This window comes from Bradyrhizobium sp. Crot121, assembly GCF_059512385.1.
The window spans coordinates 183,482-198,149 of sequence record NZ_JCAMOR010000004.1 but is presented as its reverse complement, the minus strand read 5'-3'; the positions used below and the strand labels follow the sequence as shown (position 1 = coordinate 198,149).

Genomic DNA, 14,668 nt, shown 5'->3' with positions numbered 1-14,668 from the left:
CGCCGGCACGTCCCCGAAATTCAGTCAAAGCGGTCAAGGACGTGGCGAAAATCTACCACAGGTGGCGAGCCGGAAAAATGTCACTGCTCCTGACCTACGAGCGTTGAGCAGTCAGGACCGTAGCTCGGCCGAGCCCGGTCAGGAATCAGCGGCTCGAAATCAGCGATTCAACCCCTTGCAAAGAACGGTGGTGCCCAGGAAAGGACTCGAACCTTCACGGCCGTGAGGCCACTGGCACCTGAAGCCAGCGCGTCTACCAATTCCACCACCTGGGCACGTGGCGGGGTTAGTAAGGATCGGTCGCGCGCTTGTCAAATAGACGATTGGAAACTCAAATAGTCTGTACAGGGTGACCGCGATGGCGTATCGCGACATCCGGCCCAACAGGCTCCAAAATCGCAGCTATTTCGACCCGCAGGAACTGACCCATGGCATCGAACCTGGAAACGCTCGTCACGGTTTTCGGCGGATCGGGCTTCCTGGGGCGGCACGTGGTCCGGGCGCTGTGCAAGCGGGATTACCGCATCCGCGTCGCCGTCCGGCGGCCGGAATTGGCCGGGCACCTGCAGCCGCTCGGCAAGGTCGGCCAGATCCACGCCGTCCAGGCCAATCTGCGCTACCCGGCCTCGGTGGTATCAGCGATGCGTGATTCGCACGTGGCCATCAACCTGGTCGGCATCCTCGCTGAAAGCGGCGAACAGACCTTCGAGGCGGTCCAGGCCAAGGGCGCCGAGACGGTGGCCGCCGCTGCGAGCGCCGAGGGCGCCCGCGTGGTGCATGTCTCGGCGATCGGCGCTGATGCCGATTCGGCTTCCGCCTATGCCCGCGCCAAGGCGGCTGGCGAGAAGGCGGTGCTGGCGGCCTCGCCATCGGCCACCATCTTGCGCCCGTCGCTGGTGTTCGGGCCGGAGGATCAGTTCACCAACCGTTTCGCGGCGATGGCCCGGATGTCGCCGGCGATCCCGCTGGTCGGCGGCGGCCTGACCAAGATGCAGCCGACCTTTGTCGGCGACGTCGCCACCGCGGTGGCCGATGCCGTCGACGGCAAGACCAAGCCCGGCGCGACCTACGAATTGGGTGGCCCGGAAGTGCTGACCATGCGCGAGATCATGGAGACGATCCTTGAGATCACCGATCGCGACCGCGCGCTGGTCTCCCTGCCGTTCGGCCTTGCCAGGATCCTGGCCGCGTTCCTGCAATTCGCGCCGGGCGCGCTGAAGCTCACGGCGGATCAGGTCGAGCTGCTGCGCAAGGACAATGTAGTGTCGGATACGGCCAAGGCCGCCGGCCTCACCTTCGAGGGGCTGGGAATCACCCCCGATTCGCTGGAAGCCATCGCCCCGCAATATCTCTGGCGCTTCCGCCCGGCCGGGCAGTTCGAGCGCAAGAACGCGTATCGTCCGCCGTCCGGGGCTTGACCGGCGACGTGTAATCACAAATGTCGATGTGGCGCGAAGCTCGGGCCGCAACCTCCCGCCTCTCCCCTTGTGGGAGAGGCCGGATTTCGCGCGCCAGCGGGAAATCCGGGTGACGGGTTTCTCTCCGCGAGTGCGGCGGTCCCTTGAGACCAACCCCTCACCCGGATCGCATTCCGCTTCGCTGCATGCGCTCCGGCCTCTCCCACAAGGGGAGAGGCGGAACGGAGCAAGCGAAGAGATTCCGTACAGCCGCCTGACCCTTACCTTCCGAGCGCCAGCGCGATCAGGCCGAGCGTGCCGACGATCACGCGCCACCACGCGAACAGGGTGAAGCCGTGGCGCGTGACATAGGAGAGGAACGTCTTCACCACGACCACGGCGGTGACGAGCGAGACCACGAATCCGATTGCGACGATCCATAGATTGTCCGTCGTCATCTCGGCACGGTTCTTGTAGAAATCATAGGCGAAGGCGCCGATCATGGTCGGGATCGCCAGGAAGAACGAGAACTCCGCCGCCGCGCGCTTGTCGGAGCCGAGCAGCATCGCCGCGACGATCGAGGCGCCGGAGCGCGACACGCCCGGGATCATCGCGACGCACTGCGCCATGCCGATCCACAGATACATCAGCAGCGGATATCTCGTCGCGTCATGTTCGCGCGGCTTGAGCTCAAGCTGATCGACCCACAGCAGGATGGCGCCGCCGACGATGAGCGAGAAGCAGACGATCCATGGATTGAACAGCACGCTCTTGATGTATTTGCCGGCAATGAGGCCGACGATGACGGCGGGCAGGAACGCGACCAGCACGCCGATGACGAAGCGCCGGTCATCCGCATTGGAGAACATGCCGAGCGCGACACGCGACAATTTGCCGAAATAGAGTCCGACGATGGCAAGGATCGCGCCGAGCTGGATCAGCACGGTGAAGCTGTCCCAGAAGGCACCTTCACCGAGACCGAAGAATCGTTCCGCCAGCAGGAGGTGGCCGGTCGATGAAACGGGCAGGAACTCCGTGACGCCTTCGATTATGCCCAGAATCACCGCACGTAACGTATCGGTCATCATGATGTGGCCTGCTTTTGCTGGAGAAATCGGGTGCTTCTCGCCTATTCCCCGTTTTGCTGCAATCGCTAAAAACGCCAAACATGGGTTGCCTGATTCGTCTGATTGGCTAGAGCATGATCCGGAGAAGTGGCAGGCCGGTTCTGCGCAAAGATCATGCTCAAACAAAGACATGGGACCACGATCCGATTTCATCTGATCGCATCGTGAATTAGTGTCCCGGTCTGCCGCGGCTTCGACAAGATCAGGCCGTGAACTGCTGAAGGACTTCATGTACACGCTGTTTCATCATCCGTTCTGTCCGCATTCCCGTTTCATTCGCCTGGTGCTCGGCGAATACGGGCTCGATCTGCGGCTGGTGGAGGAACGGGTCTGGGAACGTCGCGAGGCCTATCTGGCGCTCAATCCGGCGGCAACGACGCCGACCTTGATCGCCGAGGGTTTCCCGCCGGTTCCCGGTGTCGGCGTGATCGCCGAATATCTCGACGAGGCGCATGGGCTTAATGCCGGCGACCGGCGCCTGATGCCGACCTCGATGGCCGAACGCGTCGAGGTGCGCCGGCTGATGTCGTGGTTCAACGACAAGTTCTTCGAGGAGGCCTCCAATCCGCTGGTGACCGAGCGCATCTACAAGCGTTTCATGAGCGAGGAGGATGGCGGAGGCGCGCCGAATGCGGAGGTGCTCCGCGCGGGCAAGGCCAATGTGCGCTATCATCTGACCTATATCGGCTGGCTGGCGCGGACGCGGAACTATCTCGCCGGCGACCGGCTCACTTACGCGGATCTCGCCGCTGCGGCGCATCTTTCGGCGATCGACTATCTGGGCGACGTGCCATGGAGCGAGGACGACGCAGCAAAAGCGTGGTACGCGCGGGTGAAATCCCGCCCGTCGTTCCGCCCGTTGCTCAGCGAATGGCTGGCGGGCGTGCCGGCGTCGCGGACCTATGTGGACCTCGACTTCTGACTCCACCGCCCAAGCTTTCACCGGCCGATCTCAGATCCGCGCTCGAGCACGAAGCCCGCGCGCTCGGCTTTGACTGCATCGGGGTCACCGATCCCGGCGCGATCGGCGGCGCGGCGAAATATTTCCGCGAGTTCCTCGACCTGGGCGGCCATGGCGACATGGATTGGCTCGCAGCGCATCCGGAGCGCCGCAGCGATCCCCGCGTGCTCTGGCCCGGCGTGCGCTCGATCATCATGCTCGGCGTCAACTACGGGCCAGACCAAAACCCGCTCGAGATCCTGAAGCGCCGCGACCGCGGCGCGATCTCGGCCTACGCGCAGGGCGATGATTATCACGACGTGATCAAGAAGCGGCTGAAGGCGCTGGCGCGGTGGCTGGTCGCGGCCAGCGGCGATGAAGTGAAGGTGTTCATCGACACCGCGGCCGTGATGGAAAAGCCGCTCGCGCAAACCGCCGGCCTCGGCTGGCAGGGCAAGCACACCAATCTGGTGTCGCGCGAGTTCGGCTCATGGCTGTTCCTCGGCGCGATCTTCACCGCAAGCGAGCTGCCGCGCGATGCCGCCGACATCGATCATTGCGGCTCCTGCACCGCCTGCCAGAACATCTGCCCGACCGCGGCATTTCCCGCGCCCTACAAGCTCGATGCGCGGCGCTGCATCTCCTATCTCACCATCGAGAGCAAGGGACCGATCCCGCGCGAATTCCGCAAGGCGATCGGCAATCGCATCTATGGCTGCGACGATTGCCTCGCGGTATGCCCATGGAACAAGTTCGCGCAGACCGGGCGCGAAGCGAAACTCGCAGCGCGCGAGGCATTGCGCGCGCCAGTGCTTGCCGACCTCGTGCGGCTCGACGATGCCGCGTTCCGCGCGCTGTTCTCGAAATCGCCGGTCAAGCGCATCGGCCGCGACCGCTTTGTCCGCAACGTGCTGATCGCGATCGGCAACTCCGATGATGCCGCCTTGGCCGGCGAGGCCGAGCGCTTGCTCGACGATGAAAGTCCGCTGGTTCGCGGCGCAGCGGTGTGGGCCTTGTCGCAACTGATGGAGCCACAGGCATTTGCCGCGCTGGCCTCCAAGACAGTCGATGCGGAGACCGATCAGCGCGTATGCGAAGAGTGGCGGCTCGCGGTCCTTACTTCATGAGATGCCGCGCCATTTCGGGACGCGCCTTCAGCGCGTCACCCTGCTTGGCGACGATCTTTGCGATTCGCTCCGGCGCAAAGTGCATATCGACGAAGGCAGGCGCGGTGTTGGCGACCTCGTGATATTCCGCGATGCGGCCATCGCGAAGGGTCATGATGGCGACGCCCTCGAACATCGCCCGCGCGCCACCTGCCTCCGGCAGCGTCGAGCGGTAGCTGAAGGTATATCGCGCATAGAGCGTACGGCCGTCGCTGACGGGATCATGCATGTCCCAGCGGAAATCGGACGCGGTGCGATAGAACAAATCGTCGATCATGCCAGCGATCTCGGCATGCCCCGTGAAGGCGCCATAGAACACGTCGTGATAGACGCCGTCTTCCGTGAACAAATCAGCGAATGCAGCGCCCTTCCGCTGTTCGACCGCATCGCAGAAGGCGCGAAGCAGGCTCGTTGTGTCCATTGTTATTCCTCCCTGCCCGGCAGCCTACCCCATCTCCTTCACCGCGGCGATGATCCGGGCGATGTCCTGCGGGCGCGACAGGCGGTGGTCGCCGTCCTGGATCATGGTCAGCACCACGTCCTCGCTCGGCAGCCGATGCGCCAGCGTGAACGCGTGCTGCCAGGGCACGTCGGGATCCTGCGCGCCCTGCAGGATGCGCACCGGACAGCCGACATCGATCTTGGCTCCGAGTAACAAATGATGGCGTCCCTCCTCGATCAGCGTCCGCGTGATCGGATAGGGGGTATCGCCATATTGCGACGGCCGCAGCCAGACGCCCTTGGTCTCGATCTCGGCGCGGATCTCCGGCGAGAAACCCTTCCACATCAGCTCTTCGGTGAAATCCGGCGCCGGCGCGATCAGCACCATCCCGGCGAGCGAGGCCCGGCTGTCGGCACGCCTGGCAAGCTCACGCGCCAACAGGAGCGCCATCCAGCCCCCCATGGAGGAGCCGATCACGACTTGCGGCCCGCTGCAGAACCGCGTGAATACTGCGACACTGTCCTCGAGCCAGCGCCCGATGGTGCCGTCGATGAACTTGCCGCCGGATTCGCCGTGGCCGGAATAATCGAACCGGACAAAGGCGCGTTCCTGTTCCACGGCCCACGCGTCGAGCGCGACCGCCTTGGTGCCCTTCATGTCGGAATTGAAGCCGCCGAGCCAGAATAGCCCGGGGTTACGACCTCCGTGCGCACGCACCGCAATGCGGCGGCGTGCGGCGCTGTTCCCTACCTCGATGAACTCTGGTTCCTGGTCGATCGTCGCGGAGGTGGTCATGGGATCGTCATTCTCATCAGTGCGTTTTCGATGGGCACGGGCAAACCGTGAGCAGGGAACGTGTCTCGCCTTGTAGAGTATCCGCTCACCAAATATCTGCCCTATCGCGTGACCTAAATGCCGCGCATTTGACGGTTTTAGGATGCAACTTGCGAGCACGCTTGCCCGTTGCCACGTATTGCTTCAAAATATCGCCTTCCTTCACAACTTTGGAGAGTTACCCATTCGCCGTCCCAATAGAGCCCCGCCCGCTGTCGCCAAAGACGGGCCGCGCACCAACGATGAAATCCGCAACGCGCAGATCCAGCTAATCGACCAGAACGGTACCAATATGGGCACCGTGGAAACCATGGTGGCCATCAAGATGGCCATGGAAGCCGGTATGGACCTGGTCGAGATTTCGCCGAACGTGAGTCCTCCGGTCTGCAAGATCATGGACTACGGCAAGTATAAATATTCTGCGCAGAAGAAAGCCGCCGAAGCCCGCAAGAAACAGAAGGTCGTCGAGATCAAGGAGATCAAGCTCCGTCCGATGATCGACGACCACGACTACGACGTGAAGATGCGCGCGATGCAGCGCTTCTTCGAGGAAGGCGACAAGGTCAAGATCACCTTGCGCTACCGCGGTCGTGAAATGGCGCACCAGGAAATCGGCACCAAGCTGTTGGACAAGGTCAAGGCTGACGTCGCGCAATACGCCAAGGTCGAGCAGGACGCGAAGTTCGAGGGACGTCAGGTCGTGATGGTGCTGGCGCCGCGCTGAGGCGAATTGTCGATCGATGAAAGGAAACGCCCGCCGGACCGATCCGGCGGGCGTTTCCGTTTCCCTTCCCGCAACCCTCCGCCGTCATTCCGGGGCGTCCGAAGGACGAGCCCGGAATCCATCGGGCGGCTGAGTACGCGGCTTAATGGATTCCGGGCTCGCGCTTCGCGCGCCCCGGAATGACGGCGGAGGGTGTCGGGTCCGCCGGGAGCTCGAAAACATTGACCTTCTGCGGAGGTCGCGCTTGCGGGGGAGGCAAGAGACCCCTTCGTTCCGGGATTGCCAATTCGCCCCTACTCTGCCATAAGCGCAGCCTTCGCCGCCCGGCTGATCAAGGGCTGCCGTGGCGACGTTCTGTGCGGGTTGTTTCATTTGCGAAAAACCTGAGCACATTCAACGCTCTGACGAGCATTTTAGTCGGCCGACGCCCCCCGCGGGGCGGTTTCGTGCTGGCGTTTAAGGAGAGCCAAATGCCCAAGCTGAAGACCAAATCGGGCGCCAAAAAGCGCTTCAAAGTGACCGGTACCGGCAAGGTGATGCACGCCCAGCGCGGCAAGCGCCACGGCATGATCAAGCGGACCAACAAGCAGATCCGCCAGCTGCGCGGCACCCGCGTGCTGTTCAAGACCGACGGCGACAACATCAAGAAGTACTTCTTGCCGAACGCCTGATCGCGCCTGAGCCGAGCTGCGTTCCACACAGCTCCCGTCACCACTTCAGAAATCCAAGGATTTAAGTCATGTCTCGCGTCAAACGCGGTGTGACCGCCCACGCCAAGCACAAGAAAGTCTACAAGGCCGCCAAGGGCTATTACGGCCGCCGCAAGAACACCATCCGCGTCGCCAAGCAGGCGGTCGAGAAGGCCGGCCAATATGCGTTCCGCGATCGCAAGCGCAAGAAGCGCACCTTCCGCGCGCTCTGGATCCAGCGCCTCAACGCCGCCGTCCGCCCGTTCGGCATGACCTACAGCCGCTTTATCGACGGTCTCTCCAAGTCGGGCGTCGTCGTCGACCGCAAGGTGCTGTCGGATCTCGCGATCCACGAGCCGGCCGCGTTCCAGGCGATCGCCGAGAAGGCCAAGGCCGCGCTCGCGGCCTGATCCGGCTCTTCGAAGTTTCTTGAAGTCGTCATGGCCGGGTAAGAGCGCGAGGGGCATCTTTCGCGCTTCAGCTCGGTATGACCGGCTAGGAGCGACGGCTTAGCATCCTGGCCAAGAGGGATTGCTATGACCGATCTTGCTCAACTCGAATCCCAGATCCTCGCCGACGTTTCCAACGCCGGCGACGAAGCGGCGCTGGAAACCGTGCGCGTCGCCGCGCTCGGCAAGAAAGGCTCGATCTCGGCGCTGCTTGCCACCCTCGGCAAGATGTCGCCGGAGGAGCGCAAGACACAAGGCGCGGCGATCAACCTCGCCAAGGACAAGGTTGCCCAAGCGCTCGCCGCGCGCCGCGAGGTGCTGAAGGCCGCCGCGCTCGACGCCCGGCTTGCCTCCGAGACCATCGACGTCACGCTGCCGCTGCGCGAGGCGCCGGCCGAAGCGGGCCGCATCCATCCGCTCAGCCAGGTCTGGGATGAGCTGACGGCGATCTTCGCCGATATGGGATTTTCGGTTGCCGAAGGCCCCGACATCGAGACCGACGACTACAACTTCACCAAGCTGAACTTCCCGATCGGCCATCCCGCGCGCGAGATGCACGACACCTTCTTCTTCAACCCGAAGGAGGACGGCTCGCGCATGCTGCTGCGGACCCACACCTCGCCGGTGCAGGTGCGCACGATGCTGACGCAGAAGCCGCCGATCCGCGCGATCTGCCCCGGCCGCACCTACCGCATCGATTCGGACGCGACCCATACGCCGCAATTCCATCAGGTCGAGGGGCTCGTGATCGACAAGGAGTCGCATCTCGGCCACCTCAAATGGATCCTGCATGAGTTCTGCAAGGCGTTCTTCGAGGTCGACCACATCAACATGCGCTTCCGGCCGTCGTTCTTCCCGTTCACCGAGCCGTCGCTGGAAGTCGACATCCAGTGCCGCCGCGACAAGGGCGAAATCCGCTTCGGCGAGGGCGAGGACTGGCTGGAGATTTTGGGCTGCGGCATGGTGCACCCGAACGTGCTGCGCGCCTGCGGCCTCGATCCCGACGTCTACCAGGGATTCGCCTGGGGCATGGGCATCGACCGCATCGCGATGCTGAAATACGGCATGAGCGATCTGCGCCAACTGTTCGACAGCGACGTCCGCTGGCTCAGCCACTACGGCTTCAAGCCGCTGGATCTTCCGACGCTGGCCGGAGGGTTGAGTACGTGAATCTGAGTGCTGTGCCCGAGCAATATCGGAACCTGCGCGCGTTCGCCTTCGGCGACGGCCCCGGGCTTGCCGACGAATTGCTCGAACTCGTCATCAAAGGGATCAAGACCGCGACCTGCAGCACCGAGGACGAGCCGAACACCTCGACATCGGGCGAACGCTGGATCGTGCTCGACGGCCGCGGCGAACCGGCTTGCGTCATCGAAACAACCGAAGTGACCTATCGCCGTTTTGGCGAGGTCGACGCCGCCTTTGCCTACGAAGAAGGTGAAGGTGACCGCAGCCTGCAATATTGGCGGGACGCGCACCGCCGCTATTTCGGTCGGCAGGGCAAATTCAGCGAAGACATGATGCTGATGTGCGAGCGTTTTCGTCTGGTTGAGGTTTTTCGCGATCACAGGTTGGCATCATGAAGTTCACCCTCTCCTGGCTGAAGGAACATCTCGACACCGACGAGCCCCTGGAAAAGCTCGCCGACAAGCTCACCATGATCGGGCTCGAGGTCGAGAGCATCGAGGACAAGGCAAAGGTGCTGGCGCCGTTCACCATTGCGCGGGTGATCTCGGCCGAGCAGCATCCGAATGCCGATCGTCTGCGGGTCTGCATGGTCGACACCGGCAACGGCGCTGCGCCGGTGCAGGTGGTCTGCGGCGCGCCGAATGCGCGCGCTGGCCTGATCAGCGTGTTCTCTGCCCCGGGCACCTTCATTCCCGGCAAGAACATCACGCTCGGCGTCGGTACGATTCGCGGCGTCGAGAGCCGCGGCATGCTGTGCTCGGCGGCCGAGCTTGAGATTTCCGACGATCATGACGGCATCATCGAATTGCCCGCTGATGCGCCCGTCGGCCAAGTCTATGCCGAATGGGCCGGCCTCGGCGATCCCGTCATCGAGATCAACCTGACGCCGAACCGGCAGGATTGCACCGGCGTGCACGGAATCGCGCGCGATCTTTCCGCCGCCGACATGGGCAAATTGATCGACCCCGCCATCAAGCCGATCAATGGCGAATTCCCTTCGCCCGTGACGGTGACGGTGGAAGACGCCTCGCTCTGCCCGGGCTTCGCGCTGCGGCTGGTGCGCGGCGTGAAGAACGGCCCGTCGCCGGAATGGCTGCAGAAGCGCCTGGCTTCAATCGGGCTGCGGCCGATCAATGCGCTGGTCGATATCACCAACTTCATGACCTACGATCGTGCGCGTCCGCTGCACGTGTTCGACGCCAAGAAGGTGAAGGGCAATCTGGTGGTGCGCCGCGCCCGCGACGGCGAGACCCTGCTCGCGCTCGACGGCCGCACCTATACGCTGGATTCCTCGATGTGCGTGATCGCCGACGACGCCGGCGTCGAATCGCTCGCCGGTATCATGGGTGGCGAGGCTTCCGGCTGCGACGAGAACACCACCGACGTGCTGATTGAATCGGCGCTGTGGAATGAGATCAACATCGCCCAGACCGGACGCAAGCTCGGCATCAATTCGGATGCGCGCTATCGCTTCGAGCGCGGCGTCGACCCGGCCTTCATGGTGCCGGGCCTCGAGCTTGCGACCAAGATGGTGATGGAATTGTGCGGCGGCGCGCCGTCGGAAAGCATCGTCGTCGGCAATCGCTACGGCGACGACCGCGTGATCGATTTCCCGCTGACCGAGGTCAAGCGCCTCGCCGGAATCGAAGTCCCGCTGGTCGAGACGAAGCGCATTCTCAGCCATCTCGGCTTCATGGTCGCGGGCACCGGCCCTGTGGTGAAGATCGCGGTGCCGTCCTGGCGCACCGATGTGCATGGTAAGGCCGACATCGTCGAGGAGATCGTCCGCATCGTCGGCGTCGACAAGGTGCCGATGACGCCGTTCGATCGCGGCGAGGAGCCCCGCAAGCCGGTGCTCACCTCTATCCAGCTCCGCACCCGCCGTGCCAAGCGCGCACTGGCCGCGCGCGGCATGGTCGAGGCGGTGACCTGGTCGTTCATCTCAAAGCCCGCAGCCGAATTGTTCGGCGGCGGACAGGCCGAACTGGCGCTTGCCAACCCGATTGCCTCTGATCTCTCGGACATGCGGCCGAGCCTTTTGCCTGGCTTGGTCGCAGCCGCGCAGGCGAACATCAACCGCGGCTATCCTGACGTCGCGCTGTTCGAGGTCGGCCAGGTGTTCAAGGGCGACAGGCCGGAAGACCAGTTCCTTGCCGCTTCCGGCGTGCGCCACGGCTTCGCCTCGCTGGAAGGCGTGGGGCGGAGCTGGTCCGGTTCGGCAACGGCTGACGCATTCGACGCCAAGGCCGACGCGTTCGCGGTGCTGGCTGCGGCCGGCGCGCCAGTGCAGGCGCTGCAGATTGTGCCGGGCGGGCCCGCCTGGCTGCATCCCGGCCGTTCCGGCACGATCCAGATGGGCCCGCAGAATGTGCTCGGCTATTTCGGCGAGTTGCACCCGCGTGCGCTCGAGGCGCTCGGCGCTGATGGCCCGATGATCGCGTTCGAGGTGATCCTCGACCGTATCCCGGAGGCCAAGCGCAAGCCGACCCGCGCCAAGCCCGCGCTCGAACTCTCCGCGTTCCAGCCGGTGTCGCGCGATTTTGCCTTCATCGTCGACCGCAGCGTCAAGGCGGCGGATATCGTTCGCGCCGCACTGGCCGCGGACAAGAAGCTGATCACCGATGTCACCGTGTTCGACGTCTATGAAGGCAAGGGCATGGAGGACGGCAAGAAGTCGATCGCGATCGCGGTCACCATTCAGCCGCGCGAGAAGACGCTGACCGACCAGGAGATCGATGCGGTAGCGGCCAGGATCGTCGCGGACGTCACGAAGAAGACCGGCGGCACTCTCCGGGGATGAGCCCGTTTGGCCTCATCCCTTCGGAGGTTGGCCTTAACGTTGCGCTGGCAATCTGTGCCATCGCCTTTGTCTCGGGAACGGCGCGCGGCTTTTCCGGTTTCGGCTCCGCGCTGATCTTCATGCCGCTGGCAAGCAGCATCGCCGCGCCCCGCCTGGTCGCAGCGCTGCTGCTGATCATCGACTTCGTCGCAGCGATGCCGCTGGTTCCGAACGCGTGGAAGCACGCCGATCGCAAGGCCACCGCGATCATGGTGCTCGGTGCGCTCGTCGGCGTGCCGATCGGCACCTATTTTCTCAGCGTGCTCGATCCCGTGACCACGCGCTGGATCATTTCCGGCTTCGTCGCTGCGCTGATGGTGCTGCTCTTGTCGGGCTGGCGCTACCGCGGCAAGGACCACGCGGCGCTTTCAATCGGCATCGGCGGCCTCTCCGGCTTCTGCAGCGGGCTCGCGCAAACGGGCGGTCCGCCGATCGTCGGCTACTGGCTTGGGCGCCCGATCAGTTTCACGGTGGCGCGCGCCAACATCGTGCTGTTCTTCGGCGCCTCGGATTTCTTTTCCCTCGTGAGCTATTTGTTCACCGGCCTGATCACCGCCGATTCCGTCAAGTTCTCGCTCGTGGTCGGGCCGGTCTACGCCATCGGCGTCTGGTTCGGCGCCTCCCTGTTCGGCAAGGCCAGCGAACGTGTCTTTCGCGGCATCTGCTACGCCCTGATCGCCGCCGCCGTCATCGCCGGCCTGCCCATCCTCGACGGCGTGCTGCGGGGACGATAGATTCGGGTGTTGAACGCGGGCGGAAAAAAGCCAAGGGAGAAATCCATGATCGATCGCCGGAATGCGCTGAAACTGGCGCTCGGTGGCGCCGCCGCACTTGCCGCTCCGGCTGTGCTGGCGCAGGCCACAAGGCCTCGGACGCGGATCGTGTTTCTCGGCACCAAAGGCGGCCCGCGCGTCGGCGTTGGCGCTTCAAATCCCGCCAACCTCGTTGTGGTCAACGACACGCCATTTGTCATCGATTGCGGCATGGGCGTAAGCCGTCAGCTCGTGAATGCGGGCGTGCCAATCCCTTCCATCAAATACATCCTCATCACCCACCATCATTCCGATCACAATCTCGAATACGGCAACCTCTTCTACAATGCCTGGGCCGCCGGGCTATCCACGCCGATCCATTCGTTTGGGCCGAAGGGGATCGAGGCGATGACGAAGGCGTTCTGGGAGCTGAACAAATTCGATGTCGAGACCCGGATCGAGGATGAAGGCCGGCCCGATCCGCGCAAATTGCTGATCGCGAAGGATATCGACGACGGTGTGGTGTTGAAGACATCCGAGGTGACGGTCACGGCCTTCCGCACGCCGCACCCACCCATCGTTGACAATTTTGCCTACAAGTTAGAGACGCCCGATGGCACCATCGTGTTCTCTAGCGATACTGCCTACAATCCGAAACTCGCTGAATTCGCTGAGGGAGCCGACGTGCTGGTGCATGAATGCATGTACCTGCCTGCCGTCGATCGGCTGGTCGCCAAAACGAAGAACGGCGCAACGCTGAAGAAGCATCTTCTCGAGAGTCACACCACGACCGAGGATGTCGGCCGCGTGGCGGCGGCCGCGGGAGTCAAGGTGCTGGTGATGAGCCATTTCGTCCCCGGAGACGATCCGCTGGTCACTGACGAGAATTGGACCGAAGACGTGAAGAAGAATTTTTCCGGCCGCATCGTGGTAGCAAAGGATCTGATGGAGTTGAAGCTGCCGGTGTGAGTCGCATGTCAACGGCGATCACGGTGATCGCCGACCATGCTACAGGGGTTGTGCGCAGCACAGCAAGGATATCGGCGCGACGAAGAGCCGAGCAGCACTACTGCACGAGCCGAGCGCGCAGCCGTGTAAATTCGGCGTCGCTGATCGACCCTGCCTGTTTCAGCCGACCGAGCTTTTCGATTTCATCTGCGGCGCTGAAACCAATCGCGCTCCTGAGTTCGTCGCGCGCCTGCCGAGCTTGTTGCAAGTTGCGCTCCGCCATGCCTCTTCCCTGAAAGATCAGGTACGCAAGCATGAAAATGAATGGAAATATTATCCATCCTATCACCCATAGCGCCTTGACCCAGCCGGAAATGTCGTGGCGTCGGAATAGATCGGAAGCGACGGTAATGAGCAGCCAGAACCACACGATGAAGAAGAATATGGTGAGGACGTCCAGCAGGAAATTTCGATAGGTGAAGCCCTCCTGAAAGAAGAACATTGCGATCCTCCTCTGCCTGCCACTGCGTGCAACAGTTCCAGCCGACCCGATATTGTTCCTTAAAGCGCGATCCCGCCGCCAGCGTTTGATCTAGATCAATGCACGTCGGATCGAGGATCAATCAGGCGACACCCCCGATGTCTTCAACCTATGGCTGCTTTGCCCTCAAGAACGGAAGCGGCTCGGGTACACGCCTTCCGACTAGTGCATGATCTCCGCGCAAACGCTTCGCGTTTGTCGCGAGGGAAAACCGGTCTCCACTTTTCCGGATCACCCGCTGTCATTGCGAGCCACCGGGTCGGCGCGGAATGACGATGTGGGTGCAGCGGGTGCGACAAATCAACCCGACGGGCAAATCACCCGAACGTCCGTCCAGCCCTCGCGCGAAAAATAAATCGCTTAACCCGTCGGGCAAATCAGTGATTTAACTCCGCGCGTCTCACCCGAATGAGGGGCGAGTCGCGATCGTCACGAACGTTGCGGTGAGATGCGGTGGACGCGGGTGTTGCGACTGACGAGCACGCGCATCGCGGACGGCGAAGTCGTGTGGTCCTGGCGCCCCGCTAAGTCCTGGGGGATGGAAACATCCCTAAGGGGTGACGGTGGCAAGAAAGCCCGGTCACCGAGGAGAGCACGAAGGAAACCGTAAAACCATCGCGCAGGGAAAGCCG

Annotated in this window: 15 protein-coding genes and 1 tRNA gene; 11 read left to right on the top strand and 5 right to left on the bottom strand. The window is 63.1% G+C overall.

The genetic code is table 11. The features are described from left to right. Positions 1 to 188: 188 nt before the first annotated feature. Positions 189 to 275, bottom strand: a tRNA-Leu gene (locus tag AC5ZGW_RS06975). Between the two features lie 153 nt (positions 276 to 428). Here AC5ZGW_RS06975 and AC5ZGW_RS06970 point away from each other — a divergent pair. Then, entirely contained in the window at positions 429 to 1,418 is a 990-nt protein-coding gene (locus AC5ZGW_RS06970; protein ID WP_130229236.1) for a complex I NDUFA9 subunit family protein, read from the top strand. A 260-nt stretch (positions 1,419 to 1,678) separates the two neighbouring features. Here the strand turns inward: AC5ZGW_RS06970 and AC5ZGW_RS06965 are convergent, their stop codons facing one another. Further along, positions 1,679 to 2,485: an undecaprenyl-diphosphate phosphatase gene (locus tag AC5ZGW_RS06965; protein ID WP_028164835.1), complete on the bottom strand. Its 807-nt coding sequence runs from the start codon at positions 2,483 to 2,485 to the stop codon at positions 1,679 to 1,681. Between the two features lie 268 nt (positions 2,486 to 2,753). Here AC5ZGW_RS06965 and AC5ZGW_RS06960 point away from each other — a divergent pair, with 268 nt between their 5' ends. Then, positions 2,754 to 3,446, top strand: coding sequence for a glutathione S-transferase family protein (locus tag AC5ZGW_RS06960; RefSeq protein WP_028164834.1), 693 nt, complete (start codon positions 2,754 to 2,756; stop codon positions 3,444 to 3,446). Continuing rightward, positions 3,395 to 4,591: a tRNA epoxyqueuosine(34) reductase QueG gene (queG, locus tag AC5ZGW_RS06955; RefSeq protein WP_130229237.1), complete on the top strand. Its 1,197-nt coding sequence runs from the start codon at positions 3,395 to 3,397 to the stop codon at positions 4,589 to 4,591. The genes AC5ZGW_RS06960 and queG overlap by 52 nt, the downstream gene beginning before the upstream one ends. Here queG and AC5ZGW_RS06950 read toward each other — a convergent pair. Continuing rightward, positions 4,581 to 5,051 carry a nuclear transport factor 2 family protein gene (locus AC5ZGW_RS06950; protein ID WP_130229238.1) on the bottom strand — a complete coding sequence of 157 codons (471 nt, stop codon included), beginning with the start codon at positions 5,049 to 5,051 and terminating at the stop codon, positions 4,581 to 4,583. The genes queG and AC5ZGW_RS06950 overlap by 11 nt on opposite strands. Before the next feature lie 24 nt (positions 5,052 to 5,075). Beyond that, positions 5,076 to 5,867, bottom strand: coding sequence for an alpha/beta hydrolase (locus tag AC5ZGW_RS06945; RefSeq protein ID WP_130229239.1), 792 nt, complete (start codon positions 5,865 to 5,867; stop codon positions 5,076 to 5,078). 223 nt (positions 5,868 to 6,090) lie between these two features. On the opposite strand from AC5ZGW_RS06945, the gene infC reads away from it, so the two are divergent. From infC to AC5ZGW_RS06905, 8 genes are all read left to right on the top strand, one after another. Further along, positions 6,091 to 6,630 (top strand): translation initiation factor IF-3, encoded by a 540-nt coding sequence (gene infC / locus AC5ZGW_RS06940; RefSeq protein ID WP_130229242.1) that lies wholly within the window; start codon positions 6,091 to 6,093, stop codon positions 6,628 to 6,630. A gap of 470 nt (positions 6,631 to 7,100) precedes the next feature. Then, positions 7,101 to 7,301 carry a 50S ribosomal protein L35 gene (gene rpmI, locus AC5ZGW_RS06935; protein ID WP_028164829.1) on the top strand — a complete coding sequence of 67 codons (201 nt, stop codon included), beginning with the start codon at positions 7,101 to 7,103 and terminating at the stop codon, positions 7,299 to 7,301. A 68-nt stretch (positions 7,302 to 7,369) separates the two neighbouring features. After that, positions 7,370 to 7,729: a 50S ribosomal protein L20 gene (gene rplT / locus AC5ZGW_RS06930; protein ID WP_027581334.1), complete on the top strand. Its 360-nt coding sequence runs from the start codon at positions 7,370 to 7,372 to the stop codon at positions 7,727 to 7,729. A gap of 126 nt (positions 7,730 to 7,855) precedes the next feature. After that, positions 7,856 to 8,938, top strand: a complete 1,083-nt coding sequence (pheS, locus tag AC5ZGW_RS06925; RefSeq protein ID WP_130231021.1) for a phenylalanine--tRNA ligase subunit alpha — start codon at positions 7,856 to 7,858, stop codon at positions 8,936 to 8,938. A gap of 2 nt (positions 8,939 to 8,940) precedes the next feature. After that, positions 8,941 to 9,351, top strand: a complete 411-nt coding sequence (locus AC5ZGW_RS06920; protein ID WP_028164827.1) for an ASCH domain-containing protein — start codon at positions 8,941 to 8,943, stop codon at positions 9,349 to 9,351. Further along, positions 9,348 to 11,756 carry a phenylalanine--tRNA ligase subunit beta gene (pheT, locus tag AC5ZGW_RS06915; protein WP_130231019.1) on the top strand — a complete coding sequence of 803 codons (2,409 nt, stop codon included), beginning with the start codon at positions 9,348 to 9,350 and terminating at the stop codon, positions 11,754 to 11,756. Before AC5ZGW_RS06920 ends, pheT begins: the two co-directional genes overlap by 4 nt. Then, complete coding sequence (locus tag AC5ZGW_RS06910) at positions 11,753 to 12,529, top strand: sulfite exporter TauE/SafE family protein (protein ID WP_130231017.1); 777 nt, start codon at positions 11,753 to 11,755, stop codon at positions 12,527 to 12,529. Before pheT ends, AC5ZGW_RS06910 begins: the two co-directional genes overlap by 4 nt. Before the next feature lie 45 nt (positions 12,530 to 12,574). Beyond that, positions 12,575 to 13,516, top strand: coding sequence for an MBL fold metallo-hydrolase (locus AC5ZGW_RS06905; protein ID WP_130231015.1), 942 nt, complete (start codon positions 12,575 to 12,577; stop codon positions 13,514 to 13,516). Between the two features lie 97 nt (positions 13,517 to 13,613). Here AC5ZGW_RS06905 and AC5ZGW_RS06900 read toward each other — a convergent pair whose 3' ends face one another. Then, positions 13,614 to 13,997: an SHOCT domain-containing protein gene (locus AC5ZGW_RS06900; protein ID WP_028164823.1), complete on the bottom strand. Its 384-nt coding sequence runs from the start codon at positions 13,995 to 13,997 to the stop codon at positions 13,614 to 13,616. Positions 13,998 to 14,668 lie beyond the last annotated feature (671 nt).

What these genes read in the sequence shown, in the direction of transcription:
- AC5ZGW_RS06970 (WP_130229236.1), top strand. Translation starts at nt 429, where the DNA reads ATGGCATCGAACCTGGAAACGCTCGTCACGGTTTTCGGCGGATCGGGC.
- AC5ZGW_RS06965 (WP_028164835.1), bottom strand. Translation starts at nt 2,485, where the DNA reads ATGATGACCGATACGTTACGTGCGGTGATTCTGGGCATAATCGAAGGC.
- AC5ZGW_RS06960 (WP_028164834.1), top strand. Translation starts at nt 2,754, where the DNA reads ATGTACACGCTGTTTCATCATCCGTTCTGTCCGCATTCCCGTTTCATT.
- queG (WP_130229237.1), top strand. Translation starts at nt 3,395, where the DNA reads ATGGCTGGCGGGCGTGCCGGCGTCGCGGACCTATGTGGACCTCGACTT.
- AC5ZGW_RS06950 (WP_130229238.1), bottom strand. Translation starts at nt 5,051, where the DNA reads ATGGACACAACGAGCCTGCTTCGCGCCTTCTGCGATGCGGTCGAACAG.
- AC5ZGW_RS06945 (WP_130229239.1), bottom strand. Translation starts at nt 5,867, where the DNA reads ATGACCACCTCCGCGACGATCGACCAGGAACCAGAGTTCATCGAGGTA.
- rpmI (WP_028164829.1), top strand. Translation starts at nt 7,101, where the DNA reads ATGCCCAAGCTGAAGACCAAATCGGGCGCCAAAAAGCGCTTCAAAGTG.
- rplT (WP_027581334.1), top strand. Translation starts at nt 7,370, where the DNA reads ATGTCTCGCGTCAAACGCGGTGTGACCGCCCACGCCAAGCACAAGAAA.
- pheS (WP_130231021.1), top strand. Translation starts at nt 7,856, where the DNA reads ATGACCGATCTTGCTCAACTCGAATCCCAGATCCTCGCCGACGTTTCC.
- pheT (WP_130231019.1), top strand. Translation starts at nt 9,348, where the DNA reads ATGAAGTTCACCCTCTCCTGGCTGAAGGAACATCTCGACACCGACGAG.
- AC5ZGW_RS06910 (WP_130231017.1), top strand. Translation starts at nt 11,753, where the DNA reads ATGAGCCCGTTTGGCCTCATCCCTTCGGAGGTTGGCCTTAACGTTGCG.
- AC5ZGW_RS06905 (WP_130231015.1), top strand. Translation starts at nt 12,575, where the DNA reads ATGATCGATCGCCGGAATGCGCTGAAACTGGCGCTCGGTGGCGCCGCC.
- AC5ZGW_RS06900 (WP_028164823.1), bottom strand. Translation starts at nt 13,997, where the DNA reads ATGTTCTTCTTTCAGGAGGGCTTCACCTATCGAAATTTCCTGCTGGAC.